Raw genomic sequence first — 23,339 nt, 5'->3', positions numbered from 1 at the left:
CACTTTCAGTGGGCCGGGATCGCTCCGACCAGGCGGGCGGTCAGGTCCATCGGGTTGGTGATCGCGTGGCCGACGACGACGGCGTACGCGCCCGCATCGCAGACGCTGCGGACGTCTTCCGGGGTCCGGATCCGGCCCTCGGCGACGACCGGGCAGTCCAGCTGCGCGACGAGTTCCCGGACCAGGTCGACGTCCGGTCCGATCGGCGTACGGCCATTGGTATAACCGGACAGCGTCGTGGCGACGAGGTCCGCGCCCGCGCCGCGGGCGGCCAGGCCGGCGGCGAGGGTGTCGACGTCGGCCATCACCGGCACTCCGAGTTCGGTGTGGATCCGGGCGATCTGGTCTGCGAGTCGCTGACCGTCCGGGCGCGGGCGCAGGGTCGCGTCGAGCGCGACCAGGTCCGCGCCGGCGGCGACGACCCCAGCTGCGGCCGCGTACGTCGGGGTGATGAACACGCCCGCGGGGTCGCCGAGCTTGTGGATCCCGATGATCGGCAGGTCGGTCGCCGCGCGGATCGCCGCGACGTCCGCCGGCCCGTTCGCCCGGATCGCACCGGCACCGCCCGCCTCGGCAGCCTGGGCCATCAGGGCCATCCCGGCGGGGCCGTACAGCGGGTTCTCGGGGCCGGCCTGGCAGGACACCACCAAGGTGCCGGGGGCAAGGGTTCTCATCGACGGTGGATCACAATCAGATCTGCGTACGGTCCGGTCGATCCGGTCGCGAGACGTTCGGCGCCGTCGAGGGAGTTGCCGGCCGCCGGGATGAGGCGGGCGCGGGCGGGCAGGGCTGCGCGGACAGGGGTGAGGAGTTGTTCGCCCGCACCCTCGAACAGTCCGCCGACGCACGCGACCGGTACGGCTCCTTCGCCCGCGAGCTGGGCGACCGCGGCGTCGATCGTCTCGGCGATGTCGGTGGCGGCCCGGACGAGCAGCTCGTTCGCGACCGGATCACCCTCGGCGGCACAGCGCAGTACTTCAGGGGCGAACCGCGCGACGTCGTCCACCAGCGTCAACGAACGGTAGAGCGTCACCGGATCGAGCGACGTGTCGGCCAGCTTGGTCGCGGGTCCACGACCGTCCCGGGCACGCTGTACGGCGACGAGCCCGGCGCGTCCGATCGCGAACGCACTGCCCGCGTCGCCGAAGAGGTACCCGTGGCCGTCGAGCTTCCGCCAGGTCCCGTCCCGGTCCACCGCGAGACACACGAGACCGGTGCCTGCGGCGACTACTACGCCGTACCCGTCCGGGAGCGCACCGGCGTGCGCGGTGACCATGTCCTGCGTCAGCCGTACCTCGTCCGCATCCAGCAACGTACTCACCTCGGCCGCGAACCGCTCCGCCGCACCCGGAGCTTGTGGATAACCCGTCAGCCCGAGCGCGACGACCTCGACCGGCCCGGTGAGCTGAGCCTCGGCGGCGGCCGCGCCGATCGCGTCGAGGAGTTTCTGGAGTGCGTCCGGACCGTGCGTGTAGCCAGGTCCGGCGCCGGTCCGTCCGGAGGGGAGAACACGAAGACGGAGAGCGGACTGCCCGCCGTCGATGGCGATCTGCGTCATGCGGTGATCCATCGTGAATAGTCTTGCCAAGGGAGGTGCCAGCGGTTGACCTTGCGGGTGCGGCGGTCTTGGCCGGCGGTGTCGTTCGCGGTGAGACGGACGGTGCCCAGAGTCTCGTCGTACATCACCGCGGGGGAGCCTGTGAAGTGCAGCGTACCGACAGGTTCCCATTCGGTGTGGCCGCCGCGGACGTCGATCATCGAGCAGTGGTGGATGCGGCGGTCGGCACCCAGTACGTAGACCTCGACGGCGTCGGCGCCGGGATTGAAGGCGACCACCGGGTCGTCGGCCAGTTCGAGCTCGCCGAGTTGTTGCCAGCGGCCCTGTCCCACGCGGTCGTCGAGGTACGTGTGGTGCAGGCGGTTGTCGGCCCCGCGGACGTAGATCTCGTACGAGTTCGCCGGCTCGTTCCGCGCCCACACGGGCTCCCCGCCTGCCACCAGCTCGCCGAGGACCGCCCGCACACCGCCCTGGTCGCGGACAACCCGCCCGTCCTCACCACGCTGGAACGTCGGCGGCACGGGCTCGCCCGCACGAATGGATTCGAACTCTGCGCGAACAGCCGCCACGGGTTCGGGGTTGTGCTGCACCTCCGGGAAGAACGGCGTACCCGACAGGTACTGCATCGCGGCGATCAGGCTAGGAGCGACCGACCACCCGGTCTCCACGCAGTACGGTCCCCAGCCGAGGTCCGCGTTCGAGCCGAAGTACTCCCAGGCGTCGAAGTCGAATGCGCGTTGCCAAGTGCCGTGGAGCTGCTCGTTGTCCGGGTCGTCGATCTGGATCCGGCTGAGGTAGTCGAGAACGCCGTGCGCGAGTTCCTCGAAGATCGGTTCGCCGGTGATCTGGTACGCGATCGGCAACGCCCAGGCGGCGAACGGGGTGCCGTACAGCTGGTCGGTCACCGGGTCGCCGTTCGCCTGGAAGATCGACGCCTCGTCGACGCCGTACGCCTCGTTGCTCGGCGGGCATTTGCCGTCCCACTCGGCGAACCCGCCGTCGGGTCCTTGCCTCGTCTTCAGGAAGTCCGCGAGGTCGAGCATCGTCCGTAGATAAAGGGGTTTGCGGGTGTAGAAGTAGCCGCCCGCGAGCGGGAGCAGGAAGCGGCCGGCTTCGCAGGTGCGACTGGTTTCGAGGCGGGCGCGCGGGTGGTGCGCGGCCATGTGGTCGAGGCCGCGTACGGCGATCTCCAGGTACGACGGGTCGCCGGTGATGCCGTACGCGTACAGGTACGCGCACTGCGCGGAACTCTGCCAATGTGAGGTCAGGTCGAGGCCGTCCTCGATCGGGCTGCGGCCGAACTCGTCCCAGCCCTTCACCATCAGGGTGGACGGGGTGCGCCAGGGGTCTACCTGGAGGCCGAGTTCGGTGTTGGCGGTGCGGATGAGGGACTCGACGCCGCGGAGGCCTGCTTGCGTTTCGCCGGAGATCAGTGCGAAGAGGGCGATCCAGCCGCCGTCGTCGGCGAAGAGGTTGTTGGTACGGGTCAGGTCGGTGCGGGCGCCGCGGGGTTCGAAGGCGCCGTACAGGTTGTTGCGGTCTGTCAGTTGTTCTTCTTGTACGACTTTGCGCATGAGGTTGGTCGCGATGGTGCGACCGCGGGGGTAGTCGGCGAGGTCGGCGTACGTGCGGAAGGCGTGCGCGGTCTGGGTGTAGCAGTCGCCACGCGGGACCGGGCGGAACGGGAGCTTGCCGTCGAACCCGACCTCGTTCGAAAACCCTTCCGCCACTCCTTTGGAACCGTCCGGCGCGTCGTAGAACATCCCCGCCCGGTCGAACCATCCGATCCCCCGCTCAACCATCCTCCGGTACCGCTCTTCGCGCGGGCCAACGGCAATCGTCACCCTCTGCTCGCCGACGACGAACGTATGCACACCATCCACAAGCACCACAGGCCTCGACTCGTACCGCCCAGGTTCCACCTCGAGCAGTTCCACCAACACCTCCGGCGCTGGGGAGGCCGGGGCGGTGGGGGGTTGGTGGGTGGCTGGTGGGGGTGTTTGCGGTGCGCGGACTACGAGCTTGATGGGGGTGCCGGTTGCTGCCCACACGTGTGGTTCGGTGAAGAGCTCCACTTCGGGTGGAGGCTCGGTGTTGGTGAGGTTTGCGACGATCAGTTCCAGTAGGCGGTGCCAGCGGCGGTGGGGTTTGTAGTTGCCTTGGAGGTGGTGGCTCAGGGCTGTGGTGGCGTAGAGGAGACGGCCTTTGCCGGTCGGGATGTTCAGGAGGGCCGGGAAGGTTTCGGCGGGTGGACCGAAGACGGCTTTGTGGGTGCCGGCGACAGTGCCGTAGGTGAGTAGTTCGGTGGAACCTTCAGGCGGGGTTACGTGTTGGGCCCGGGAGAGGTGTTCGTCGAGGATGCTGAGGGGCTCGATGCCTTCCAGCGGTTGGCGGGTGAAGATGCGTTCGATGTGCGCGTCGCGGATCTCACCGTTCGGCAGGAACCCGTTGTCCACAGCGAACTCGACGTACGCTGTACCGCCGGAACGCACGTAGTCGGCGAGGGCAGACGTCGCGAGGTGGACCGGTGCGGGGTAGTCGCCCGCGAGCACGACGACCGCCTGGTAAGCAGCAAGGTCCGTCGGTAGTTCGTCGTACCGGTCTGCCACCAGCCCGGCGGACGTGAACGCGGCGGCCGGGCCGGGTGGGGCGATCAGCGCGACAGAAGCAGGCACCGGTTCACTGTTGCCGACTATTCACGGCCGGTAAAGCAGCCCGAGTAGACCACTCCGCCGGAATCGGACCAGGCGGTCTCACCGGACCAGGTGTGGTGGACGACCGGCGGACCTAGGGTCGTCGGGTATGGGTGACTTCAACGGTCTCGACGTACAACTCGGAAACCTGGCGCGGCTGTCGGCTGCGCGGTCCTACTCGATCAGCGCGGAGAACCCGGACGGCGCGAAGGCGGGCGGTGCGCGGGCGACCGAGGGGATCCTGTCGCGGCAGGCGCGCGACCTCGGCCCGGGCTGGAAGATCCAGCCGTGCGTCAACCTCGCGCCGGAGTCGACCACGACGCTCGCCGAGATCGACGGATCCGGCGCGATCACGCATCTGTGGATCACGGTCGACTCGAAGACCTGGCGTTCCCTGGTGCTGCGGATGTACTGGGACGGCGAGGAGACGCCCTCGGTCGAGGTACCGCTAGGCGACTTCTTCTGCAACGGCTGGGGCCGGCACTGCCAGGTGAGCTCGATCCCGATCGCGGTGAACCCGAAGGGCGGGTTCAACAGCTACTGGCAGCTGCCGTTCCGCGCCGGCGCCCGGATCACGGTTGAGAACCTGCTGGAGACCGAGGTCGAGAACTTCTTCTACCAGGTCGACTTCATCCGCACCGACGTACCGGACGACGTGGCGTACTTCCACGCCCAGTTCCGCCGATCGAACCCGGTCCCGTACGGCGAGGTGCACACGCTGCTCGACGGCGTCCGCGGCCAGGGGCAGTACGTCGGCACGTACCTCGCGTGGGGCTGCAACAACACCGGGTGGTGGGGCGAGGGTGAGTTCAAGTTCTACCTCGACGGCGACGACGAGTACCCGACGATCTGCGGTACCGGCACGGAGGACTACTTCGGCGGCGCGTGGGGGTTCGAACACCCGGCGGGACAGTACGCGACCTTCACCACGCCGTACCTCGGCATGCCGCAGGTCATCGAACCGGACGGCTTCTTCGACAACCAGCAGCGCTTCGGCCTGTACCGCTGGCACATCCAGGACACGATCCGCTTCACCGAGGACCTCCGGGTCACGGTCCAGGCCCTCGGCTGGCGCCGCGACGGGCGCTTCCTCCAGCTCCAGGACGACCTGGCCTCGACGTCCTTCTGGTACCAGACCGAACCGCACGCCCCGTTCCCGGCGCTACCTGGAAAGGACTACCTCGAGGTGGTCTAGCGGTACGCCGACCAGCCGGACGCTCGGCTCGGCCCAGTCGTTGAGGATGGCGTCGGTGCTGAGGTGGCCGGCGAGTTCGGAGTGGCTGAGTTCGAAGATGTGCGCCGCGTTGCCGGTGAGGTCGACGACCGACTGCATGAGGCGCCCGACCTGCGCGGTCCATCGGGCATCCTCGAGGTCGCAGTCGTCGGGCCGGATCAGGAGCAGGTCGAGGTCGCTGTCGAGGTCGCCGTCGCCGCGGGCGATCGCGCCGTACACGCTCGCATGGACGGGGGCGACGCTCCAGAGGCCGATCTCGTCGGCGAGCCGGGTGAGCAAGGTGCGGCGGAGATTCGCGAGCTGCTCGACGACCGGCGCGAGCAGGTGCTTGCGATTGAGGCGATAGAGCAACGAGTTGCCGAGGTCGTCGGCGTGCACCAGGCCGGTCGCCGCGAGCCGTTGCAGGACGAGCCGGACGCCGGCGACGCTGCCGGAGCCGGCGAGCTTGTGGACCTGGCGACCCGAGAGGCCTTCCTCGGCGGCCGCCAGGACGAGCAGCACCGGCCCGTCGAGTGACGGCACCACTGTGCTGATCGGGCTCGCGAGATCCACCGTGTCACCCTAGTGACCAGCCGAATCCGTTGCGCAATCAGCTTGACTGCTCAGGGTCCGCTCAGGAGGCCGTACGTAGGTTCGCGGGTATGGCTGTCGAACGTCGAACGGTCCTGCGAACAGCGCTGCTGGCGATCGGTACCGGCGCCGCGGCGAGCTGTTCGGACAACCGCCAGGCAAGCACCCCGCAGTCGAGTGCACCACCGACGACGCCGGCCCGGTCCGTCGCGCCGCAGCCCTCCCCGAAACCTGCTCCACCGACCGAAGCAGTCGAGATCGGACACGGCCCGCGGAACATCAAGCAGGTCGCGCTGACCTTCCACGGCAACGGCGATCCGGCACTCGGCACCGAACTGCTCGACCTCGTCGAACACGCCGGCGCCAAGGTCAGCGTGCTCGCGGTCGGGACCTGGCTGGTCGCGCATCCCGAGATGGCGACCCGGGTCCTGCACGGCGGCCACGACCTCGGCAACCACACGATGCACCACAAGCCGATGCGACAACTCGCCGCGGCCGACGCCCGTCGCGAAGTGCACGACTGCGCGGCGGTACTTCGCCGTACGGCGAAAAGTCCCGGCCGATGGTTCCGCGCGTCCGGGACCCAGCAGACGACCCCACTGATCCGATCGGCGGCCGCCGCGTCCGGTTACGCTACGTGTGTGTCGTACGACGTCGACGGCCTCGACTGGCAGGACCCGCCGACCGCCACCGTAGTGCGGGCGGTCCTGGACCACGTCCGCCCAGGCTCGATCGTCAGCCTGCATCTCGGCCACCCGGTGACGCTCGGCGCGCTGCCCCAGATCCTCTCCGGCCTGCACGCCAAGAACCTGCGGGCGGTCACCCTCAGCGAACTGCTGCAATGAGGCGGACCGTTGCCCTCAGCATGGTTCTGCTGCTGGCGGTCAGCGCCTGTTCCGGCAAGAGCCACCCGACCACGGCGACCACGACCACGACCACGCCCGCGCCGGGTGTGGTGCCGGCGTCCGGTTCACACGTCACGCCGGCCGCCAAGCCGCGCTTCCTGCCCGGCATGCCGCCGCCGCTGTCACCCACCGATGTCTGGGCCGCCGATCGTCCGGGGCGCCTCGCCGCCGCCGTTCGCCGGGACCCGTACCGGATCTACGTCCCGAACAGCGGCAGCAACACCGTCACCGAGATCGACCCACGAACGTACAAGGTGATCCGCACCTTCCGGACAGCGCGCGAGCCGCAACACGTCGTACCGTCGTGGGATCTGAAGACGCTGTGGGTGAACAACGACCTCGGCAACACGCTCACGCCGATCAACCCGCTCACCGGTCTGCCCGGCAGGCCGGTCGCGGTGCACGACCCGTACAACCTCTACTTCACACCGGACGGCAAGCACGCCGTCGTGATGGCGTCGAACGACAAGCAGCTGGTCTTCCGCAATCCGCACACGATGGCCGTACAGAAGGTCCTCCCGGTGCCGTGCGCCGGGGTGAACCATGCGGACTTCTCGGCGGACGGTACGTCGTTCCTCGTGTCCTGTGAGTTCTCCGGACAACTGTTGCTGGTGGACACCGCCGCGGAGAAGGTCCTGCAGGTACTGCGGTTGCCGGGACAGCGCGGGATGCACGCGCCGATGCCGCAGGACGTGAAGCTCTCGCCGGACGGGAAGTTCTACTACGTCGCGGACATGATGAGCAACGGCGTCTGGGTGCTGTCGGCGCATCCGCCGGTACGGATCCTCAAGTTCGTCCCGACCGGCCTCGGCGCGCACGGACTGTACGTCACCCGGAACTCGCGCTACCTGATCGTCACGAACCGCGGTGAGGGGTCGATCTCGATGCTCGACTTCGTCACCGGGAAAGTGGTCCGGAAGATCAAGATCCCGGGCGGCGGCAGCCCGGACATGGGCGGCATCTCGCCGGACGGCCTCGTGCTGTGGGTCTCCGGCCGGTACAACTCCGTCGTGTACGCGATCCGCTTCAGCGACGGCAAACTCCTGGCCCGCATCCCGGTCGGCAAAGGCCCACACGGCCTAGCAGTGTTCCCCCAACCCGGCCGCTACTCACTTGGTCATACGGGCGTGTTCCGTTAGAGGCCCTTTGCGCTGACGCGGGGGCTTGGGGTGGTGGTGCGGAGTTCGGTGGTGAAGGCGTAGCGGTCGCCGCGGTAGACGGCGGAGGTGTACTCGAAGACTCGGTCGCGGCTGTCGAAGCTCACGCCGTGCAGGGCGATGCACGGCTGGGTGGTCGGGATGTCCAGCCAGCCGGCTGTTTTCGCGTCGGGCATCATCGGCTCGAGCCGGGACGTCGCGCTGACCAGGTCGATGCCGTAGCGGGTGGTCAGCAGGTCGTACAGCGAACCGTTCAGGTCCTCGGCCCGCAGCCCGGGTACGTACGCCGCCGGCAGCGTGGTCCGTTCGACCACCATCGGATGGTCGTCGGCCAGCCGCAGCCGGGTGAACGCGATGATCGGGTCGCCGACCGGGATCCGCAGCCGGCGGGCCGCCGCGCGCTCGGCCTTGTGGTGCCGGAACTCCAGCATCGTGCTGCCCGGCCGCATCCCGCGGCGCCGGATGTCCTCGGAGAAGCCGATCATCCCGAGCCAGCGGGCCACCTTCGGCCGGGTCGTGTACGTGCCGCTGCCGTGCCGCCGGACCAGCAGCTCCTCGATCACCAACTCGTCGACCGCCCGGCGCAGCGTCATCCGGGCGACGTTCCAGCGCGCCGCCAGCTCGCGCTCGGGCGGCAGCGCGGCACCCTCCGGCAACGTGTCGATCAGACTCAGCAACAACGCCCGGATCTCGGCGGCCTTCCCCGGCAGCGAACCATGCATTGCACCTGGTTAGCAGCAACTGGACCACGCCGGAACCTTTTAGACCACCGTGGAACAGACCTCTCCCGGAGAAAACAAGCACGCTTGATTCTTTTTCCGCGGAGTGGGAAGCTCGGGTGCATCCGATCCCGGCGAGGGAGTGCAGCGTGCGACTGGACGAAGTGCTGGCGGATCTGTGGGCCGAGAGTGCCGAGTTGGATCGGCTGGTCGGTGGGCTGGCGGCGGACGAGTGGTCTACCCCGACTCCGGCCGCGGGCTGGACGATCGCGCATCAGATCGCGCACCTGGCCTGGACGGACGAGGCGACGCACCTCGCGGCGACGGACCCCGAGGGTTTCAAGGCTTCGTTGCAGGTGGCCGCGGCCAGTCCGACGACGTATGTCGACGACGGCGCGGCGGAGACCGCTGCACTGCCGCCGGATCAGTTGCTGACGTACTGGCGGGAGACCCGCGCGGACGTCGCCGAGGCGCTGAAGAACGTGCCTGCAGGCGAGAAGGTGCTTTGGTACGGGCCGCCGATGAGCCCGACCTCGATGGCTACTGCGCGGCTGATGGAGACCTGGGCGCACGGGCAGGACGTGTTCGACGCACTCGGCGTACGACGGCAACCGAGCAACCGGCTGCGGCACGTCGCCCACCTTGCGGTGCGGACGCGGGACTTCGCGTACCTGCTCAACAACCTGACCCCACCCACCGATCCGTTCCGCGTCGAGCTCACCGGGCCTGACGGTGACGCTTGGGTATTCGGGCCTGCGGACGCTGGTCAGCGGGTGACGGCGCCCGCCCTCGACTTCTGTTTGCTGGCCACCCAGCGACGGCATCGTGACGACCTGGCGGTGGAGGCTGAGGGTGCCGAGGCCGAGGAGTGGCTGGGGATCATCCAGGCGTTTGCCGGGCTGCCAGGGAAGGGTCGGCAGGCGGGACAGTTCACATGAGCAGTACGCCACCGATTCGCATTGGGAATGCATCCGGGTTTTACGGGGATCGGTTCAGTGCGGTTCAGGAGATGCTGACCGGTGGGCCTCTGGATGTTTTGACCGGCGACTATCTGGCTGAGCTGACGATGCTGATACTTGGGCGCGATCGGCTGAAGGACCCAGGACTGGGGTATGCGAGGACCTTTCTCAAGCAGCTTGAGAGCGGGCTGGGGGAGGCGCTGGATCGGGGGGTTCGGATTGTCAGTAATGCGGGCGGGTTGAACCCTTCGGGGCTGGCTGCGGCGATCGGGGAGTTGGCGGACAAGCTCGGTCTGCATCCGAAGGTTGCGTACGTCGAGGGCGATGATCTGCTGCCTCGGACTGAAGAGCTGGGGCTGGGGCAACCTCTGACCGCCAACGCGTACCTCGGGGCGTGGGGGATTGCTGAGGCGCTTCAGGCCGGGGCTGATGTGGTGGTGACAGGGCGGGTCACCGATGCCTCCGTGATTGTCGGTCCGGCCGCAGCGCATCACGGGTGGGGGCGGACGCAGTACGACGAACTCGCCGGGGCGGTCGCGGCGGGGCATGTGATCGAGTGCGGGTGCCAGGCGACCGGCGGGAACTACGCGTTTTTCACCGAGATCCGCGACTTCGGGCGGCCCGGGTTCCCGATCGCGGAGATCCACGCCGACGGCAGCAGCGTGATCACCAAGCACGACGGCACCGGCGGCGCGGTCACGATCGACACGGTCAAGGCGCAACTGCTGTACGAGATCACCGGCGCCCGGTACGCGGGTCCCGACGTCACCACGCGGCTCGACACGATCGAGCTCACCGCCGACGGCCCGGACCGGGTACGGATCTCCGGCGTCCGCGGTGAGGCGCCGCCGCCGACGTACAAGGTCTCGCTGAACAGCGTCGGCGGTTTCCGCAACGAGGTCGACTTCGTCCTCACCGGCCTGCAACTCGAACAGAAGGCGGAACTCGTCCAGCAACAACTGGAGGAGGCACTGCCGAAGCGCCCGGCCGAGCTGAAGTGGTCGCTGGCCTGGACCGAGAAACCGAACGCCGAGACCGAGGAGGAGGCCAGCGTCTTCCTTCGCTGCGCGGTGAAGGACCCGGATCCGAAGGTCGTCGGACGCGCGTTCAGCAACGCGGCCGTCGAGCTGGCGCTGGCGAGCTACCCCGGGTTCCACGTCACCGCGCCGCCCGGTGAGGGTTCGCCGTACGGTGTGTTCCGCGCTGGGTACGTCGACGTCGACGACGTCGAGCATGTCGTCGTACTGCCCGACGGTACGCGCAAGGTGGTCGCGCCGGCGACCGAGACGCTGCGGCTCGAACCGGTCGACGACATCGAGGAGCCGATGCCGCTGCTGCAGCTGTCGAGCGGACCGCCGCGAACGCGCGAGGTCCCGCTCGGCCGGATCGCAGGCGCGCGGTCGGGCGACAAGGGTGGCGATGCGAACGTCGGTGTCTGGGTGCGCGACGACAAGTCGTGGCGGTGGCTCGCGCACACCCTCACGGTGCAGCTGTTCAAGGAGCTGCTGCCGGAGACGCAACCGCTGACGGTGACGCGGTACCTGCTGCCGAACCTGTTCGCGGTCAACTTCGTGGTCGAGGGTCTGCTCGGCGAAGGCGTTGCGGCACAGGCCAGGTTCGACTCGCAGGCGAAGGCGCTCGGGGAGTGGCTGCGCTCGCGGTACGTCGACGTACCGGAGGTGTTGCTGTGAACGACTTCCGGGAGTCCGTACGACGGTTCATGCACGCCGAGGTGCTGCCGCAGCTGGAGCAGTGGGAGCGGGACGGTGAACTGCCCCGGGAACTGCACAAGAAGGCAGGCGCGCTGGGGTTGCTGGGCGTCGGATTCCCGGAGGCCGTCGGTGGCGGCGGCGGATCTCTCCTCGACGCGATCGCCGTCGTGGAGGAGATGCACTACGCGGGCGGCTCCGGCGGCCTCGTCGCCTCGCTGCTCACCTGCGGCATCGCACTGCCCCACATCATTGCTGGGGGCAACGAACCGCAGCTCGAGCGGTGGGTTCGCCCCACGTTGGACGGTGAGCTGATCGGCGCACTGGCGATCACGGAACCTGGCGGTGGCTCCGACGTTGCGTCCATCCGTACGACGGCTCGCCGCGACGGTGATGTGTTTGTGGTGAACGGTTCCAAGACGTTCATCACCTCCGGATGCAGGGCGGATTTTGTTACTACGGCAGTCCGTACTGATGGCCCTGGACCGCATGGGATCAGCTTGCTGGTGATCGAGAAGGGGTCGGCTGGGTTCGAGGTGTCGCGGAAGCTGGAGAAGATGGGGTGGCTCTGCTCCGACACTGCGGAGCTGTCCTTCACCGACGTGCGGGTCCCGGCGAGCAATCTGGTGGGTGCGCCTGGCACCGGGTTCGTGCAGTTGGCTGTGAACTTTGTGGCGGAACGGCTGACGTTGGCTGTGCAGGCCTACGCCGGCGCTCAGCGTGCGCTCGACCTGACTGTCGACTGGTGCCGGCAGCGCGAGACGTTCGGGCGGCCGCTGATTTCTCGGCAGGTGGTGCAGCACACGCTGACCGAGATGGCTCGGCGGATCTCCGTGGCGCGGGTGTACGTGCATGAGGTGGCGCGGCGGGCCGACGCGAACCAGGACGTGATCGCCGAGACGTGTTTCGCGAAGAACACCGCCGTCGAGGCCGGGCAGTGGGTGTGCGATCAGGCGCTGCAGTTGCACGGCGGGCTCGGATACATGCGCGAGGCCGAGGTGGAACGCCAGTACCGCGACCAGAAGATCCTCGCCATCGGCGGCGGCACCACCGAAATCCTCACCACCCTCGCCTCCAAAAGACTGGGGTACACCGCATGAGTAATCGCCAGGCGATGCTGGAGAAGCTTGCCGCGTTGGACGTCGAGCACGCCAAGGCGCTTGCCGGTGGTGGGGAGAAGTACGTCAGCCGTCATCACCAGCGCGGAAAACTGCTCGCGCGGGAGCGGATCGAACTGCTGCTCGACCCGGATTCGTACTTCCTCGAGCTCTCTCCGCTGGCCGGGTGGGGTTCTGACTTCACCGTCGGCGCGAGCCTGGTGACCGGCATCGGCGTCGTCGAAGGCGTCGAGTGCCTGATCACCGCGAACGACCCGACCGTGAAGGGCGGCGCCTCCAACCCCTGGACGCTGAAGAAGGCGCTCCGCTCCGACGAGATCGCCCGCGCGAACCGGCTGCCGGTGATCAGTTTGGTCGAGTCCGGCGGCGCGGACCTGCCGACACAGAAGGAGATCTTCATCCCGGGCGGGGCGATGTTCCGGAACCTGACCCGGCTGTCCGCCGAGGGGATCCCGACGATCGCGCTCGTGTTCGGCAACTCGACCGCGGGCGGTGCGTACATCCCGGGCATGAGCGACTACGTGGTGATGGTCGACGGCGGCGCGAAGGTGTTCCTCGCCGGGCCGCCGCTGGTGAAGATGGCGACCGGCGAGGACGCGGACGACGAGTCGCTCGGCGGCGCGTCGATGCACGCGCGGAAGTCCGGCCTGGCCGACTACTTCGCGGTCGACGAGCAGGACGCGATCCGGCTCGGGCGGCAGATCGTGTCCCGGTTGAACTGGCGCAAGGCGGGTCCCGCGCCGGCGCCGGCGTACGCCGAGCCGCTGCACGACGCGGACGACCTGCTGGACATCGTCCCGGGTGACCTCAAGGTGCCGTTCGATCCGCGGGACGTGATCGCCCGGGTCGTGGACGGGTCGGTGTTCGACGAGTTCAAGCCGCTGTACGGGTCGTCGCTGGCGACGGGCTGGGCGTCGGTGCACGGGTACCCGGTCGGCATCCTGGCGAACGCGCGCGGTGTCCTGTTCAGCGAGGAGTCGCAGAAGGCGGCCCAGTTCATCCAGCTCGCGAACCGGTCCGACACACCGCTGATCTTCCTGCACAACACGACCGGCTACATGGTCGGGCAGGGGTACGAGCAGGGCGGGATCATCAAGCACGGCGCGCAGATGATCAACGCGGTCTCGAACTCCAAGGTCCCGCACATCTCGATCCTGATGGGGGCGTCGTACGGCGCCGGGCACTACGGGATGTGCGGGCGGGCGTTCGATCCACGCTTCCTGTTCGCGTGGCCGTCCGCGAAGTCGGCGGTGATGGGCCCGCAGCAGTTAGCCGGCGTGCTGTCGATCGTCGCGCGGGCGGCCGCGGAGGCGAAGGGCATGCCGTACGACGAAGACGGCGACCGGCAGATGCGCGCGTACGTCGAGGGCCAGATCGAAGCGGAGTCGCTACCGATGTTCCTGTCCGGCCGGCTGTACGACGACGGCGTGATCGACCCCCGCGACACCCGCACCGTCCTCGGCATCTGCCTGTCCGCGATCCACTCCGCCCCCGTCGAAGGTACGTCGAACTTCGGCGTCTTCAGGATGTGATGCAGATGATCTCCTCTGTACTGGTCGCGAACCGGGGCGAGATCGCTCGCCGCGTCTTCCGTACTGCTCGTCGGCTCGGGCTGGGGACGGTCGCGGTGTATTCGACTGCCGACGCGCGGATGCCGTTCGTGGACGAGGCGGATGCGGCGGTGCACCTTCCGGGGAACACGCCGGGTGAGACGTATCTGCGGGGCGAGCTGATCGTGCAGGCGGCCCTGCGGGCGGGGGCCGATGCTGTCCATCCGGGGTACGGGTTCCTGTCCGAGAACGCCGCGTTCGCGCAGGCCGTGATCGATGCGGGGCTGACCTGGATCGGGCCGCCGGTGGATGCGATCTCGTCGATGGGGTCGAAGATCGAGGCGAAGAAGCTGATGGCGGCGGCCGGCGTACCGGTGCTCGCCGAGCTGACGCCGGCGGAGGTGTCGGCGGCCGACCTGCCCGTACTGGTGAAGGCGTCGGCGGGTGGCGGCGGGCGCGGGATGCGGGTGGTGGCGCGGCTCGAGGACCTGGCGGCGGAGATCGACGCGGCGTCGGCGGAGGCGTTGTCGGCGTTCGGTGACGGGACCGTGTTCTGCGAGCGGTACCTGGCGCGCGGGCGGCACATCGAAGTACAGGTGATGGCGGACCGGCACGGGACGATCTGGGCGGTCGGCGAACGCGAGTGCTCGATCCAGCGCCGCCACCAGAAAGTCGTCGAGGAAGCACCGTCGCCGCTCGTCGAACGTCTTCCGTCGATGCGCGCCGAGTTGTACGACGCCGCGCGCAAGGCGGCCGCGGCGATCGGGTACGTCGGCGCCGGAACGGTCGAGTTCCTCGCGGACGAGAACGGGGCGTTCTACTTCCTGGAGATGAACACCCGGCTCCAGGTGGAGCATCCGGTGACCGAGGAGACGACCGGCCTGGACCTGGTCGAACTACAGTTCGCCGTCGCCGCGGGCGAGCACCTACCACCCGAACCACCTCCCATAGTCGGCCACGCGATCGAGGTACGCCTGTACGCCGAGGACCCGTTGCACGACTGGCAACCCCAAACGGGCGTTTTCCACTGCTTCGCGGTCGGAGATGGTCCGCGGTTGGGAAACAAAGTTGCACCAGCTGACGGAAATGTTCCCGACCGCGGCGGTTTGCGCGTGGACTGCGGCCTGCGGGACGGGTCCGAGGTTTCGCCGTACTACGACGCGATGCTGGCGAAGGTAATTGCGTACGGCCCGGACCGGACCGTGGTAGCCCATCGGTTGGCGGCTGCCCTCCAGCAGGCACGGCTCCACGGTCCTGGGACCAACCGTGAGTTGCTGGTGTGGATCCTTCGGCATCCTGCCTTCTTGGCCGGGGACACCGATACCGCGTTCTTCGAGACGCACGGTGTGCGTGGGGCGATCGACGACACGGTGGTGCGGGTGTCGGCGCTGGCCGCTGCGTTGGCGGACGCGGCGGGCCGGCGCACACCGGTACGGGTTCCGAGTGGGTGGCGGAATCTTCCGTCGCAGGCGCAGCGGAAGAGTTACCGGTACGGGGACGAGGTTGTCGAGGTCGAGTACCGGATGACGCGGGACGGATTGGTTGTCGAGGGCAACATCGCGCTGATTTCCCTGGACTGTGAGCGGGTAGTGCTGGACGTTGACGGGGTGCGGCGGGGGTTCGAGGTGGCGGCGTACGACGAGGGCACGCGGGCGGCGAACGGGCTGGTGTGTGTGGACTCGGCGCTTGGGAGCGTGATGCTGACGCCGGTGGCGCGGTTTGCCGACCCGGCGGAGCACGTACTGGCGGGGTCGTTGGTGGCGCCAATGCCGGGGACGGTGATCCGGGTTGGTGTGCAGGTGGGTGACGTGGTGACGGAAGGGCAGCCGCTGCTCTGGCTGGAGGCGATGAAGATGGAGCACGCGATCGCCGCTCCGGCGGACGGGGTGGTCGGCGAGTTGAAGGTGGCAGCGGGACAACAGGTCGAGGTCGGCACCGTACTGGCCGTGGTCGGGGAGGACGCATGAGTTTCGTCGAATCGGAAGAGCGTCGCGAACTGCGGAAGGTGGTCGGGGAGCTCGGGAAGAAGTACGGGTACGAGTGGTTCAACCAGCAGGCGCGTACCGGTGGTCACACCACCGAGTTGTGGTTGGAGGCCGGCAAGCTCGGGTTCCTCGGGGTGAATCTGCCCGAGCAGTACGGCGGCGGAGGCGGCGGGATGGCCGACCTGTCGATCGTGCTGGAGGAACTCGGTGCGGCCGGCTGCCCGCTGCTGATGATGGTGGTCTCCCCGTCGATCTGCGGCACGGTGATCTCCCGCTTCGGCACCGACGACCAGAAGCAACGCTGGCTCCCCGGCCTCGCCGACGGTACGACGATCATGGCGTTCGCGATCACCGAACCCGACGCCGGTTCGAACTCGCACCAGATCACCACCACCGCCCGCCGCACCGACGCGGGCTGGTCGCTGACCGGACGCAAGGTCTTCATCTCCGGCCTAGACGTCGCGAAGGCGGTCCTGGTCGTCGGCCGTACCGAGGACGCTCGCACCGGGAAGCTCAAACCGGCGCTGTTCATCGTCCCGATCGACGCGCCAGGCGCGGAGTTCCGGCAGATCGAGATGGACCTGATCAGCCCGGACAAGCAGTACGCCCTGTTCCTGGACGACGTTCAACTGCCACGCGAGGCGCTCGTCGGCTCCGAGGACGCGGCGCTCATGCAGCTGTTCGCGGGCCTGAACCCGGAGCGGATCATGGCGTCGGCGTTCGCGCTCGGCATCGCGCGGCACGCGCTCGGAAAGGCGACCGCGTACGTCAAGGAACGCCAGGTGTGGAAGCACCCGATCGGCGCGCACCAGGGCCTCGCGCACCCGCTCGCCCAGATCAAGATCGAGCTCGAACTCGCCCGGCTGATGATGCAGAAGGCCGCCGCGCTGTACGACGCCGGTGACGACATGGGTGCGGGCGAGGCCGCGAACATGGCGAAGTACGCCGCCGGTGAGGTCGCCGTACGAGCCACCGATCAGGCCGTGCAATCTCTCGGCGGGAACGGTATGACGGTCGAGTACGGCGTCGCCTCGCTGGTCGCCGCCGCCCGCGCGACCCGGATCGCTCCGGTCAGCCGGGAGATGATCCTGAACTTCGTCGCACAACACAGCCTCGGACTGCCGAAGTCGTACTAGGTCGTAGGAGAAGGAGTGGGGCCATGGTCATCACCAGTCAGTTCCCGCCGGTCGAAGTGCTCGACGTACCGATCCACGACGCGGTCCTCGGGAGAGCGCGGGAGTACGGCGACCGGCCGGCGATGGTCGACGGGGTCACCGGAAAGGAGCTCAGCTACGCCCAGCTGGACCACCTGACCCGCCGGGTCGCCGCCGGTCTCGCGGAGCTCGGCATCCTGCACGGCGACGTGATCGCGCTGTACAGCCCGAACACGATCCTGTACCCGGTGGTGTTCTACGGTGCGACCCGCGCCGGCGCGACCGTGACCACGGTGAACGCGCTGTACACCGCGGACGAGTTGCACAAGCAGTTGATCGACTCGAAGGCGAAGTTGCTGGTGACGATTTCGCTGTTCCTGCCGGTCGCGACCGTGGCGGTCGAGGGGACCGGCGTCGCGGAGATCTTCGTGTGCGACCAGGCGGAGGGGTACCGGTCGATCCAGGAGCTGTTCGCGTCGACCGGACCGGAACCGGAGGTGTCGATCGATCCGGCTGAAGACGTCGCCGTACTCCCGTACTCGAGCGGGACCACCGGCACGGCCAAGGGCGTCATGCTGACCCACCGCAACATCGCGACGAACATCGCGCAGGCCGAGGCCACGATCAAGCTGGGCGAGAACGAGCGGGTCATCGCGATCCTGCCGTTCTTCCACATCTACGGGCTGACCGTGCTGATGAACCTGCCGCTGCGGCTCGGGATCACGGTGGTCGTACTGCCGAAGTTCGACCTGGAGCAGTTCCTGACCACGCTCCAGGACCAGCGGATCACGCGGGCGTTCGTCGCACCACCGGTGGTGCTGGCGTTGGCGAAGCACCCCGCGGTCGACTCGTTCGACCTGTCCGCGCTGCAGCACGTGATGTCGGCCGCGGCGCCGTTGGACGGCGAGCTGGCCGAGGCGTGCGCGAAGCGGCTCGGGCTGCACGCGGTGACGCAGGCGTACGGGATGACGGAGCTGTCGCCCGGTACGCACGCCGTACCGCAGGACGACCGGGAGCCACCGCCGGGCGCGGTCGGCAAGCTGTTCCCGTCGACGGAGATGCGGCTGGTCGGTGCCGATGGCAACGATACCGACGAGGGCGAGATCTGGATCCGCGGGCCGCAGGTGATGAAGGGATACCTCGGGCGGCAGGCCGAGACCGACGCGACCATCGATCGCGACGGGTGGCTGCACACCGGTGACATCGGGCGGGTGGACGATCGCGGGTACCTGTACGTCGTCGACCGGGTGAAGGAGCTGATCAAGTACCACGGGTACCAGGTGCCGCCGGCCGAGCTCGAGGCCGTACTGCTCACCGACGACCGGATCGCGGACGCCGCGGTGATCGGGGTCAATGCCGACGGCAACGAAGTGCCGAAGGCGTTCGTGGTGCCGATGCCGGGGGTGTCGCTGACCGCCGACGACGTGATGCAGTACGTCGCCGCGCGGGTGGCACCGTACAAGAAGATCCGGCAGGTGGAGTTCATCGACGTGGTACCGAAGGCCGCGTCCGGGAAGATCCTGCGGCGCGAGCTGCGGGCCCGTGAGGCCGCGCGTGAGTGAGGCCGTGAAGGCGCCGCAGCAGGACCGGTCGCGGGCGACGCGGCAACGGTTGCTGGAGGCGGCGGTCGAATCGCTGGCCGAGGTCGGGTACGCCGCGACGACGGTTTCCGTGGTCGCGGCGCGGGCCGGGGTTTCGCGAGGGGCGGCGCAGCATCACTTTCCGACGCGGGCGGATCTGTTCGCCGCGGCGGTCGAGTACATGACCGAGGTGCGGTTGGCGGAGATCCGCGCGCAGGCGTCGCGGTTGCCGAGCGGGGCGGGGCGTACCGAGGCGATCGTGGCGATGCTGGCCGATGTCTACACCGGGCCGTTGTTCAAGGCGGCGCTGCATCTGTGGGTGGCGGCGTCGACGGAGGAGCCGCTGCGGCAGCAGATCGTTCGGCTGGAAGCGCATGTGGGACGGCAGGCGCACCGGGCGTTGCTCGAGGTGCTGGACGTGAGCGAGCGGACGCCTGGGGTGCGGGAGACGGTGCAGGGCGTGCTGGACCTGGCGCGCGGGTTGGGGCTCGCTGATCTGCTGACCGACGACAGTACGCGGCGGCGCGGCATCGTCCGCCAGTGGAGCCGGATCCTCGATCAGGCGTTGCGCGCACCTGGCGTGTGACCGAACGCCCGCTTGAAGGTGTCGATGAACGCACTCGTCGACGCCCACCCGCAGGCATGCGCAACCCGCGTCACCGTTTCCCCTTCGGCAAGCCGAATCAGAGCCGCATGCAGCCGAAGCTGAGTCCGCCACTGCGGAAACGTCATCCCCAGCTCCCTTTGGCACAACCGACTCAACGTCCGCTCGCTGGCCCCCACCACCCGCCCGAACTCCAGCAACGTCCTCGAGTCAGCCGGGTCCCCCCGCAACAACTCGCAAACCCCAGCCAACCGCGCATCCCGCGCCGCAGGCAGGTAAGTCGGCCGCTGATCCGACCCCCGCAACTGATCCAACAACACCCCGCGCAACCGCTCCCGCTCCTCTTGCCTGGTGGTGTCTTCTGAGGTGTAGGCGAGGATCAGTTCGCGGAGGAGCGGGCTTACGACGAGGGCTGTGGGGGTGGTGAGGTTTAGGGGGTTTTCGGTGAGGCCGATGGTGTGGAGGGTGGTTTCGCCGTAGGCGCGGTGTTGGTGATGGGTGCCGGCGGGGATCCACAGGGCTCGGGTGCCGGGGGTTACCCAGGTGCCGGCGTCGGTCGTGACGGAGAGGACGCCGCGACCCGCGTAGACGATCTGGTGGCGATCGTGCCAGTGCGACTCGATCCCACCACCGGCGTGAATCGGCCGCCGACCCGTCGTAGCAGGTCGCCGATCGGTCGTGGCGGGCGGTTGGCGGGTTTTCGGCATTGGTTGGCATTTTATCGGAAGCCGGACAGGAGTACCCGCGGCGACGATCGGTGGGTGCGGAGATCAATCGGGCTGATGGCGGTCGGCCATGCGTGTGTGGATGTCTACCAGGGGTGCGTACCGGCGCTCGTCCCTTTCCTCGTCGCGGAACGCGGCCTCGGGTATGTCGCGGTGTCAGGCATCACGCTGGCCGCGACCCTGCTGTCCTCAGTCGTCCAACCGGTGTTCGGCGTACTGACAGACCGCCGCCCCCTCACCTGGCTGATCCCGGTCGCCATGACCACGGCGGGCCTCGGGATCGCGTTGCTCGGCGTCGGACAGCAGTATTGGTTGATGTGGCTGGCCGCGGCGCTGTCCGGCCTCGGCGTCGCCGCGTACCACCCGGAGGCCGCGCGGATGGCGCGGCTCGTCAGCGGCGGAAGTCATGTCGGAATGAGCTGGTTCTCGGTCGGCGGCAACGTCGGCTTCGCGATGGCGCCCGTACTCGTCACCCCGCTGATCGCCGCCGGCGGCCTGTCCCTCACCCCGGTCTTGGTCGTACCGGCAGTCCTCGGCGCCGCGATCACCTCCTGGGCGATCCGCTCCCGCGCCGCCGCCTCCGCCGTACGCCGGCAAGCAGACGGCACCGACGACTGGCCGTCGTTCGTGCGCCTGTCGGCGATCCTGGTCTGCCGCTCGATCGTGTCCGTCGGCCTCGGCACCTTCATCGCGCTGTACGCCGGACAACGCGTCGGCGGCGGTACGACAACCGGCGGTACCGCATTGTTCGTACTGTTCGCCTCCGGCGCCCTCGGCACGCTCCTCGGCGGCCGCCTCGCCACCCGGTACGGACGGATCCGCACGTTGCGCACGTCGTACGCCGTCGCCGTACCCGCGATCGCCTGCCTGGTCTTCGTCCCCGGGCCGGCCTTCTTCGGCTTCCTCGCGCTGACCGCGGTCGCGATGTCGATCCCGTTCTCGCTGCACGTCACGCTCGGCCAGGACTTCCTGCCCGGCCGCGTGGGTACGGCGGGCGGCATGACGCTCGGTCTCGCGGTCAGCATCGGCGGCGTGGCGACCCCGATCCTCGGCACGATCGCGGAACACACCTCGCTCCGCCTCGCGCTCAGCACGCTCATCGGCCTCGCGCTGTGCAGCAGCCTGATCGGCTACGCCCTCGACGAGCCCGCGTGAACTACCGGTCGAACTTCCGGTAGGAGGCGTCCAGTTCGCGCACCTCGGCGGATGCGTGCACGGTGACACCGTCCTGCGGCGCGATGTACTTGCCGAGCAGTTCCAGCGTCGCCTCGGTCAGCCGCACCTTCACCTCGTCGGTGCGGCCGGGCAGGAGCGCGATCGACACCCGCACGAGCGCGTGCGCCTCGTCCGCGCGGTCGGCGTACCCGTAGGCCGAGAGGTTGTCGTGCCTGATCATCGTCTTGCACGCCTCGGGCTTGGCCGCGGCGATCTCCACCACTGCCTCGTGCAGCGCCCGGGTGAACCCGTCGATGTCGAAGGAGTCCTCGCCGGGGTGCGAGTAGTCGACAGTGATCTGCGGCATGAGCGCTCCTGTTCTCCGGACGTACACCAGCACCCTAACGGGCGCCTTGCACCGGGTGCGCCTGTCTCGTCGTACCTGGGTGGAGTCCACAAGGCGGTCCAGGGCTGAGGGAATAGCTGTCGGTTCACATACATTGGTTGGTGATATGACTACGGAGCGGATCGAGCGAGCGGGTGTCGGGCTTCGATCGGAGCGCGGGCCGATCCTGCTGGCGGTGATGCTGAGTGTCGGGCTGGTCGCGATCGACGCGACGATCCTGGCCACCGCCGTACCGTCCGTGGTCGCGGACCTCGGCGGCTTCACCCAGTTCCCCTGGCTGTTCTCGATCTACCTGCTCGCCCAGGCGGTCTCGGTACCGATCTACGGCAAGCTCGCCGACCAGCGCGGGCGGAAGCCGATGATGCTGCTCGGCGTCGGGCTGTTCCTGCTCGGCTCGGTGCTCTGCGGGTTCGCCTGGAGCATGCCCGCGTTGATCGCGTTCCGGCTGATCCAGGGCCTCGGCGCGGGCGCGATCCAGCCGATCGGGATGACCATCGTCGGCGACATCTACACGGTCGCCGAGCGGGCAAAGGTGCAGGGCTACATCGCCAGCGTCTGGGGCATCTCGTCGTTCGTCGGCCCGACCCTCGGCGGGGTGTTCTCGGACTACATCTCGTGGCGGTGGATCTTCTTCGTGAACATCCCGCTCGGGCTCGCGGCCGCGTGGGTGCTGATCCGCCGGTTCGAGGAGAAGGTCGCGGACAAGCAGGGCCACACGATCGACTACGCCGGTGCGATCCTGCTCGCGGCCGGTGGTTCGCTGCTGCTGCTCGGGCTGCTCGAGGGCGGCGTGATGTGGGACTGGGCAGCGCCGACGAGCATCGTGATCCTGGCCGCGTCCGTCGTACTGCTGACCGCGTTCGTACTGGTCGAGCGGCGGGCCGCGGAGCCGGTGCTGCCGCTCTGGGTACTCGGGAAGCGGGTCCTGAACTCGGCGAACTCGGCCGCGTTGCTGATCGGGCTGTTGATGATCGGCCTGTCGACGTACGTGCCGTTGTACGCGCAGAGCGTCCTCGGTACGTCGGCGTTGATCGCCGGGTTCACGCTCGCCGCGATGACGCTCGGCTGGCCGATCGCCGCGTCGTTCGCCGGGCGGATCTACCTGCGCGTCGGTTTCCGTACGACGATGCTGATGGGCGCGCTGATCGTCGTACTCGGCGCCGGCATCCTGCTCACGGTCACCTCCACCAGCGCCGTACTGCACCTCGCCCTCGCGTGCTTCGTGATCGGCGTCGGGCTCGGGTTCTCCGCCTCGCCGTCGGTCGTGGCGGCGCAGTCGTCGGTGGAGTGGCAGACCCGCGGGGTGGTCACCGGCGCGAACATGTTCTCCCGTTCGGTCGGCAGCGCCGTCGGCGTCGCGCTCTTCGGGGCGGTCGCGAACGGCGTGGTCGCCGCCCGCCTCGGCGACGACCACGCCGACCTCGAGAAGGTCCCCGCCGGCGTCCTCGCGCCCGCCGTCCACGACGTGTACTACGGCGCCGCCGCAGCTGCCGTACTGCTGGTAGTTGCGGTCGTCTTCATGCCCAACCGCATCACCGAACAGCCCCTCCGCTGACCT

20 protein-coding genes are annotated in these 23,339 nt (G+C 68.6%); 13 read left to right on the top strand and 7 right to left on the bottom strand.

All coding sequences use genetic code 11. The annotated features are described in order from the left end of the window. Positions 1–5: 5 nt before the first annotated feature. Genes ACFYRU_RS11460 through ACFYRU_RS11450 form a run of 3 tightly spaced genes read right to left on the bottom strand, consistent with a single transcriptional unit; the run spans position 6 to position 4,233 of the window. Positions 6–674 carry an N-acetylmannosamine-6-phosphate 2-epimerase gene (locus ACFYRU_RS11460; RefSeq protein ID WP_387656176.1) on the bottom strand — a complete coding sequence of 223 codons (669 nt, stop codon included), beginning with the start codon at positions 672–674 and terminating at the stop codon, positions 6–8. Next, positions 671–1,558 (bottom strand): N-acetylglucosamine kinase, encoded by an 888-nt coding sequence (locus ACFYRU_RS11455; protein ID WP_387656173.1) that lies wholly within the window; start codon positions 1,556–1,558, stop codon positions 671–673. Before ACFYRU_RS11455 ends, ACFYRU_RS11460 begins: the two co-directional genes overlap by 4 nt. Then, positions 1,555–4,233 (bottom strand): hypothetical protein, encoded by a 2,679-nt coding sequence (locus ACFYRU_RS11450; protein ID WP_387656171.1) that lies wholly within the window; start codon positions 4,231–4,233, stop codon positions 1,555–1,557. Before ACFYRU_RS11450 ends, ACFYRU_RS11455 begins: the two co-directional genes overlap by 4 nt. Before the next feature lie 127 nt (positions 4,234–4,360). On the opposite strand from ACFYRU_RS11450, the gene ACFYRU_RS11445 reads away from it, so the two are divergent. Next, positions 4,361–5,446: a glycoside hydrolase family 172 protein gene (locus ACFYRU_RS11445; RefSeq protein WP_387656168.1), complete on the top strand. Its 1,086-nt coding sequence runs from the start codon at positions 4,361–4,363 to the stop codon at positions 5,444–5,446. Here the strand turns inward: ACFYRU_RS11445 and ACFYRU_RS11440 are convergent. Further along, entirely contained in the window at positions 5,414–6,037 is a 624-nt protein-coding gene (locus ACFYRU_RS11440; protein ID WP_387656165.1) for a hypothetical protein, read from the bottom strand. The genes ACFYRU_RS11445 and ACFYRU_RS11440 overlap by 33 nt on opposite strands. An 89-nt stretch (positions 6,038–6,126) precedes the next feature. Between ACFYRU_RS11440 and ACFYRU_RS11435 the strand changes: the two genes are divergently transcribed. Both ACFYRU_RS11435 and ACFYRU_RS11430 read left to right on the top strand, forming a co-directional pair. Further along, positions 6,127–6,900 carry a polysaccharide deacetylase family protein gene (locus tag ACFYRU_RS11435; protein WP_387656163.1) on the top strand — a complete coding sequence of 258 codons (774 nt, stop codon included), beginning with the start codon at positions 6,127–6,129 and terminating at the stop codon, positions 6,898–6,900. Then, on the top strand, positions 6,897–8,099 hold the full coding sequence (locus tag ACFYRU_RS11430; protein ID WP_387656160.1) for a YncE family protein: 1,203 nt from the start codon (positions 6,897–6,899) through the stop codon (positions 8,097–8,099). Before ACFYRU_RS11435 ends, ACFYRU_RS11430 begins: the two co-directional genes overlap by 4 nt. Here the strand turns inward: ACFYRU_RS11430 and ACFYRU_RS11425 are convergent. Continuing rightward, positions 8,096–8,839, bottom strand: a complete 744-nt coding sequence (locus ACFYRU_RS11425; RefSeq protein ID WP_387656158.1) for a GntR family transcriptional regulator — start codon at positions 8,837–8,839, stop codon at positions 8,096–8,098. The two genes, ACFYRU_RS11430 and ACFYRU_RS11425, sit on opposite strands and share 4 nt — an antisense overlap. A 146-nt stretch (positions 8,840–8,985) precedes the next feature. Here ACFYRU_RS11425 and ACFYRU_RS11420 point away from each other — a divergent pair, with 146 nt between their 5' ends. From ACFYRU_RS11420 to ACFYRU_RS11385, 8 genes are read left to right on the top strand one after another with little or no spacing between them, the layout of a single operon-like run. Beyond that, the gene (locus tag ACFYRU_RS11420; protein ID WP_387656155.1) at positions 8,986–9,774 is read left to right on the top strand and encodes a TIGR03084 family metal-binding protein; all 789 of its coding nucleotides are present in this window, start codon (positions 8,986–8,988) and stop codon (positions 9,772–9,774) included. Further along, entirely contained in the window at positions 9,771–11,486 is a 1,716-nt protein-coding gene (locus tag ACFYRU_RS11415) for an acyclic terpene utilization AtuA family protein (protein WP_387656152.1), read from the top strand. Before ACFYRU_RS11420 ends, ACFYRU_RS11415 begins: the two co-directional genes overlap by 4 nt. Beyond that, on the top strand, positions 11,483–12,604 hold the full coding sequence (locus ACFYRU_RS11410; RefSeq protein WP_387656149.1) for an acyl-CoA dehydrogenase family protein: 1,122 nt from the start codon (positions 11,483–11,485) through the stop codon (positions 12,602–12,604). Before ACFYRU_RS11415 ends, ACFYRU_RS11410 begins: the two co-directional genes overlap by 4 nt. Further along, the gene (locus ACFYRU_RS11405; protein ID WP_387656147.1) at positions 12,601–14,154 is read left to right on the top strand and encodes an acyl-CoA carboxylase subunit beta; all 1,554 of its coding nucleotides are present in this window, start codon (positions 12,601–12,603) and stop codon (positions 14,152–14,154) included. The genes ACFYRU_RS11410 and ACFYRU_RS11405 overlap by 4 nt, the downstream gene beginning before the upstream one ends. Before the next feature lie 5 nt (positions 14,155–14,159). Further along, complete coding sequence (locus ACFYRU_RS11400) at positions 14,160–16,139, top strand: biotin carboxylase N-terminal domain-containing protein (protein WP_387656144.1); 1,980 nt, start codon at positions 14,160–14,162, stop codon at positions 16,137–16,139. Beyond that, entirely contained in the window at positions 16,136–17,293 is a 1,158-nt protein-coding gene (locus ACFYRU_RS11395) for an acyl-CoA dehydrogenase family protein (RefSeq protein ID WP_387656141.1), read from the top strand. Before ACFYRU_RS11400 ends, ACFYRU_RS11395 begins: the two co-directional genes overlap by 4 nt. Positions 17,294–17,316: 23 nt before the next feature. Further along, positions 17,317–18,873, top strand: a complete 1,557-nt coding sequence (locus ACFYRU_RS11390) for an AMP-binding protein (RefSeq protein ID WP_387656139.1) — start codon at positions 17,317–17,319, stop codon at positions 18,871–18,873. Beyond that, positions 18,866–19,477 (top strand): TetR/AcrR family transcriptional regulator, encoded by a 612-nt coding sequence (locus tag ACFYRU_RS11385; RefSeq protein ID WP_387656136.1) that lies wholly within the window; start codon positions 18,866–18,868, stop codon positions 19,475–19,477. The genes ACFYRU_RS11390 and ACFYRU_RS11385 overlap by 8 nt, the downstream gene beginning before the upstream one ends. Here the strand turns inward: ACFYRU_RS11385 and ACFYRU_RS11380 are convergent. Next, complete coding sequence (locus ACFYRU_RS11380; protein ID WP_387656133.1) at positions 19,450–20,202, bottom strand: AraC family transcriptional regulator; 753 nt, start codon at positions 20,200–20,202, stop codon at positions 19,450–19,452. The genes ACFYRU_RS11385 and ACFYRU_RS11380 overlap by 28 nt on opposite strands. A 54-nt stretch (positions 20,203–20,256) precedes the next feature. On the opposite strand from ACFYRU_RS11380, the gene ACFYRU_RS11375 reads away from it, so the two are divergent. Continuing rightward, positions 20,257–21,375 (top strand): MFS transporter, encoded by a 1,119-nt coding sequence (locus ACFYRU_RS11375; RefSeq protein WP_387656130.1) that lies wholly within the window; start codon positions 20,257–20,259, stop codon positions 21,373–21,375. A gap of 1 nt (position 21,376) precedes the next feature. On the opposite strand, the gene ACFYRU_RS11370 is transcribed toward ACFYRU_RS11375, so the two are convergent. Then, entirely contained in the window at positions 21,377–21,742 is a 366-nt protein-coding gene (locus ACFYRU_RS11370; protein ID WP_387656127.1) for a 5-carboxymethyl-2-hydroxymuconate Delta-isomerase, read from the bottom strand. Positions 21,743–21,887: 145 nt separating this feature from the next. Here ACFYRU_RS11370 and ACFYRU_RS11365 point away from each other — a divergent pair, with 145 nt between their 5' ends. Continuing rightward, positions 21,888–23,336 (top strand): MDR family MFS transporter, encoded by a 1,449-nt coding sequence (locus tag ACFYRU_RS11365; protein ID WP_387656125.1) that lies wholly within the window; start codon positions 21,888–21,890, stop codon positions 23,334–23,336. The last annotated feature ends 3 nt before the right edge of the window (positions 23,337–23,339 follow it).

It is taken from the genome of Kribbella sp. NPDC004536, from assembly GCF_042873835.1.
In the GTDB taxonomy this organism is placed as follows: domain Bacteria; phylum Actinomycetota; class Actinomycetes; order Propionibacteriales; family Kribbellaceae; genus Kribbella.
The sequence above is the reverse complement of the archived record's forward strand: the minus strand, read 5'-3'. Positions and strand labels throughout refer to the sequence as shown.

Bases quoted from the DNA above. Each gene is read 5' to 3' on its own strand.
- ACFYRU_RS11445 (WP_387656168.1), top strand. From the start codon at position 4,361: ATGGGTGACTTCAACGGTCTCGACGTACAACTCGGAAACCTGGCGCGG.
- ACFYRU_RS11365 (WP_387656125.1), top strand. From the start codon at position 21,888: ATGACTACGGAGCGGATCGAGCGAGCGGGTGTCGGGCTTCGATCGGAG.
- ACFYRU_RS11390 (WP_387656139.1), top strand. From the start codon at position 17,317: ATGGTCATCACCAGTCAGTTCCCGCCGGTCGAAGTGCTCGACGTACCG.
- ACFYRU_RS11425 (WP_387656158.1), bottom strand. From the start codon at position 8,839: ATGCATGGTTCGCTGCCGGGGAAGGCCGCCGAGATCCGGGCGTTGTTG.
- ACFYRU_RS11415 (WP_387656152.1), top strand. From the start codon at position 9,771: ATGAGCAGTACGCCACCGATTCGCATTGGGAATGCATCCGGGTTTTAC.
- ACFYRU_RS11455 (WP_387656173.1), bottom strand. From the start codon at position 1,558: ATGACGCAGATCGCCATCGACGGCGGGCAGTCCGCTCTCCGTCTTCGT.
- ACFYRU_RS11370 (WP_387656127.1), bottom strand. From the start codon at position 21,742: ATGCCGCAGATCACTGTCGACTACTCGCACCCCGGCGAGGACTCCTTC.
- ACFYRU_RS11395 (WP_387656141.1), top strand. From the start codon at position 16,136: ATGAGTTTCGTCGAATCGGAAGAGCGTCGCGAACTGCGGAAGGTGGTC.
- ACFYRU_RS11405 (WP_387656147.1), top strand. From the start codon at position 12,601: ATGAGTAATCGCCAGGCGATGCTGGAGAAGCTTGCCGCGTTGGACGTC.
- ACFYRU_RS11380 (WP_387656133.1), bottom strand. From the start codon at position 20,202: ATGCCGAAAACCCGCCAACCGCCCGCCACGACCGATCGGCGACCTGCT.
- ACFYRU_RS11430 (WP_387656160.1), top strand. From the start codon at position 6,897: ATGAGGCGGACCGTTGCCCTCAGCATGGTTCTGCTGCTGGCGGTCAGC.
- ACFYRU_RS11435 (WP_387656163.1), top strand. From the start codon at position 6,127: ATGGCTGTCGAACGTCGAACGGTCCTGCGAACAGCGCTGCTGGCGATC.
- ACFYRU_RS11460 (WP_387656176.1), bottom strand. From the start codon at position 674: ATGAGAACCCTTGCCCCCGGCACCTTGGTGGTGTCCTGCCAGGCCGGC.
- ACFYRU_RS11400 (WP_387656144.1), top strand. From the start codon at position 14,160: ATGATCTCCTCTGTACTGGTCGCGAACCGGGGCGAGATCGCTCGCCGC.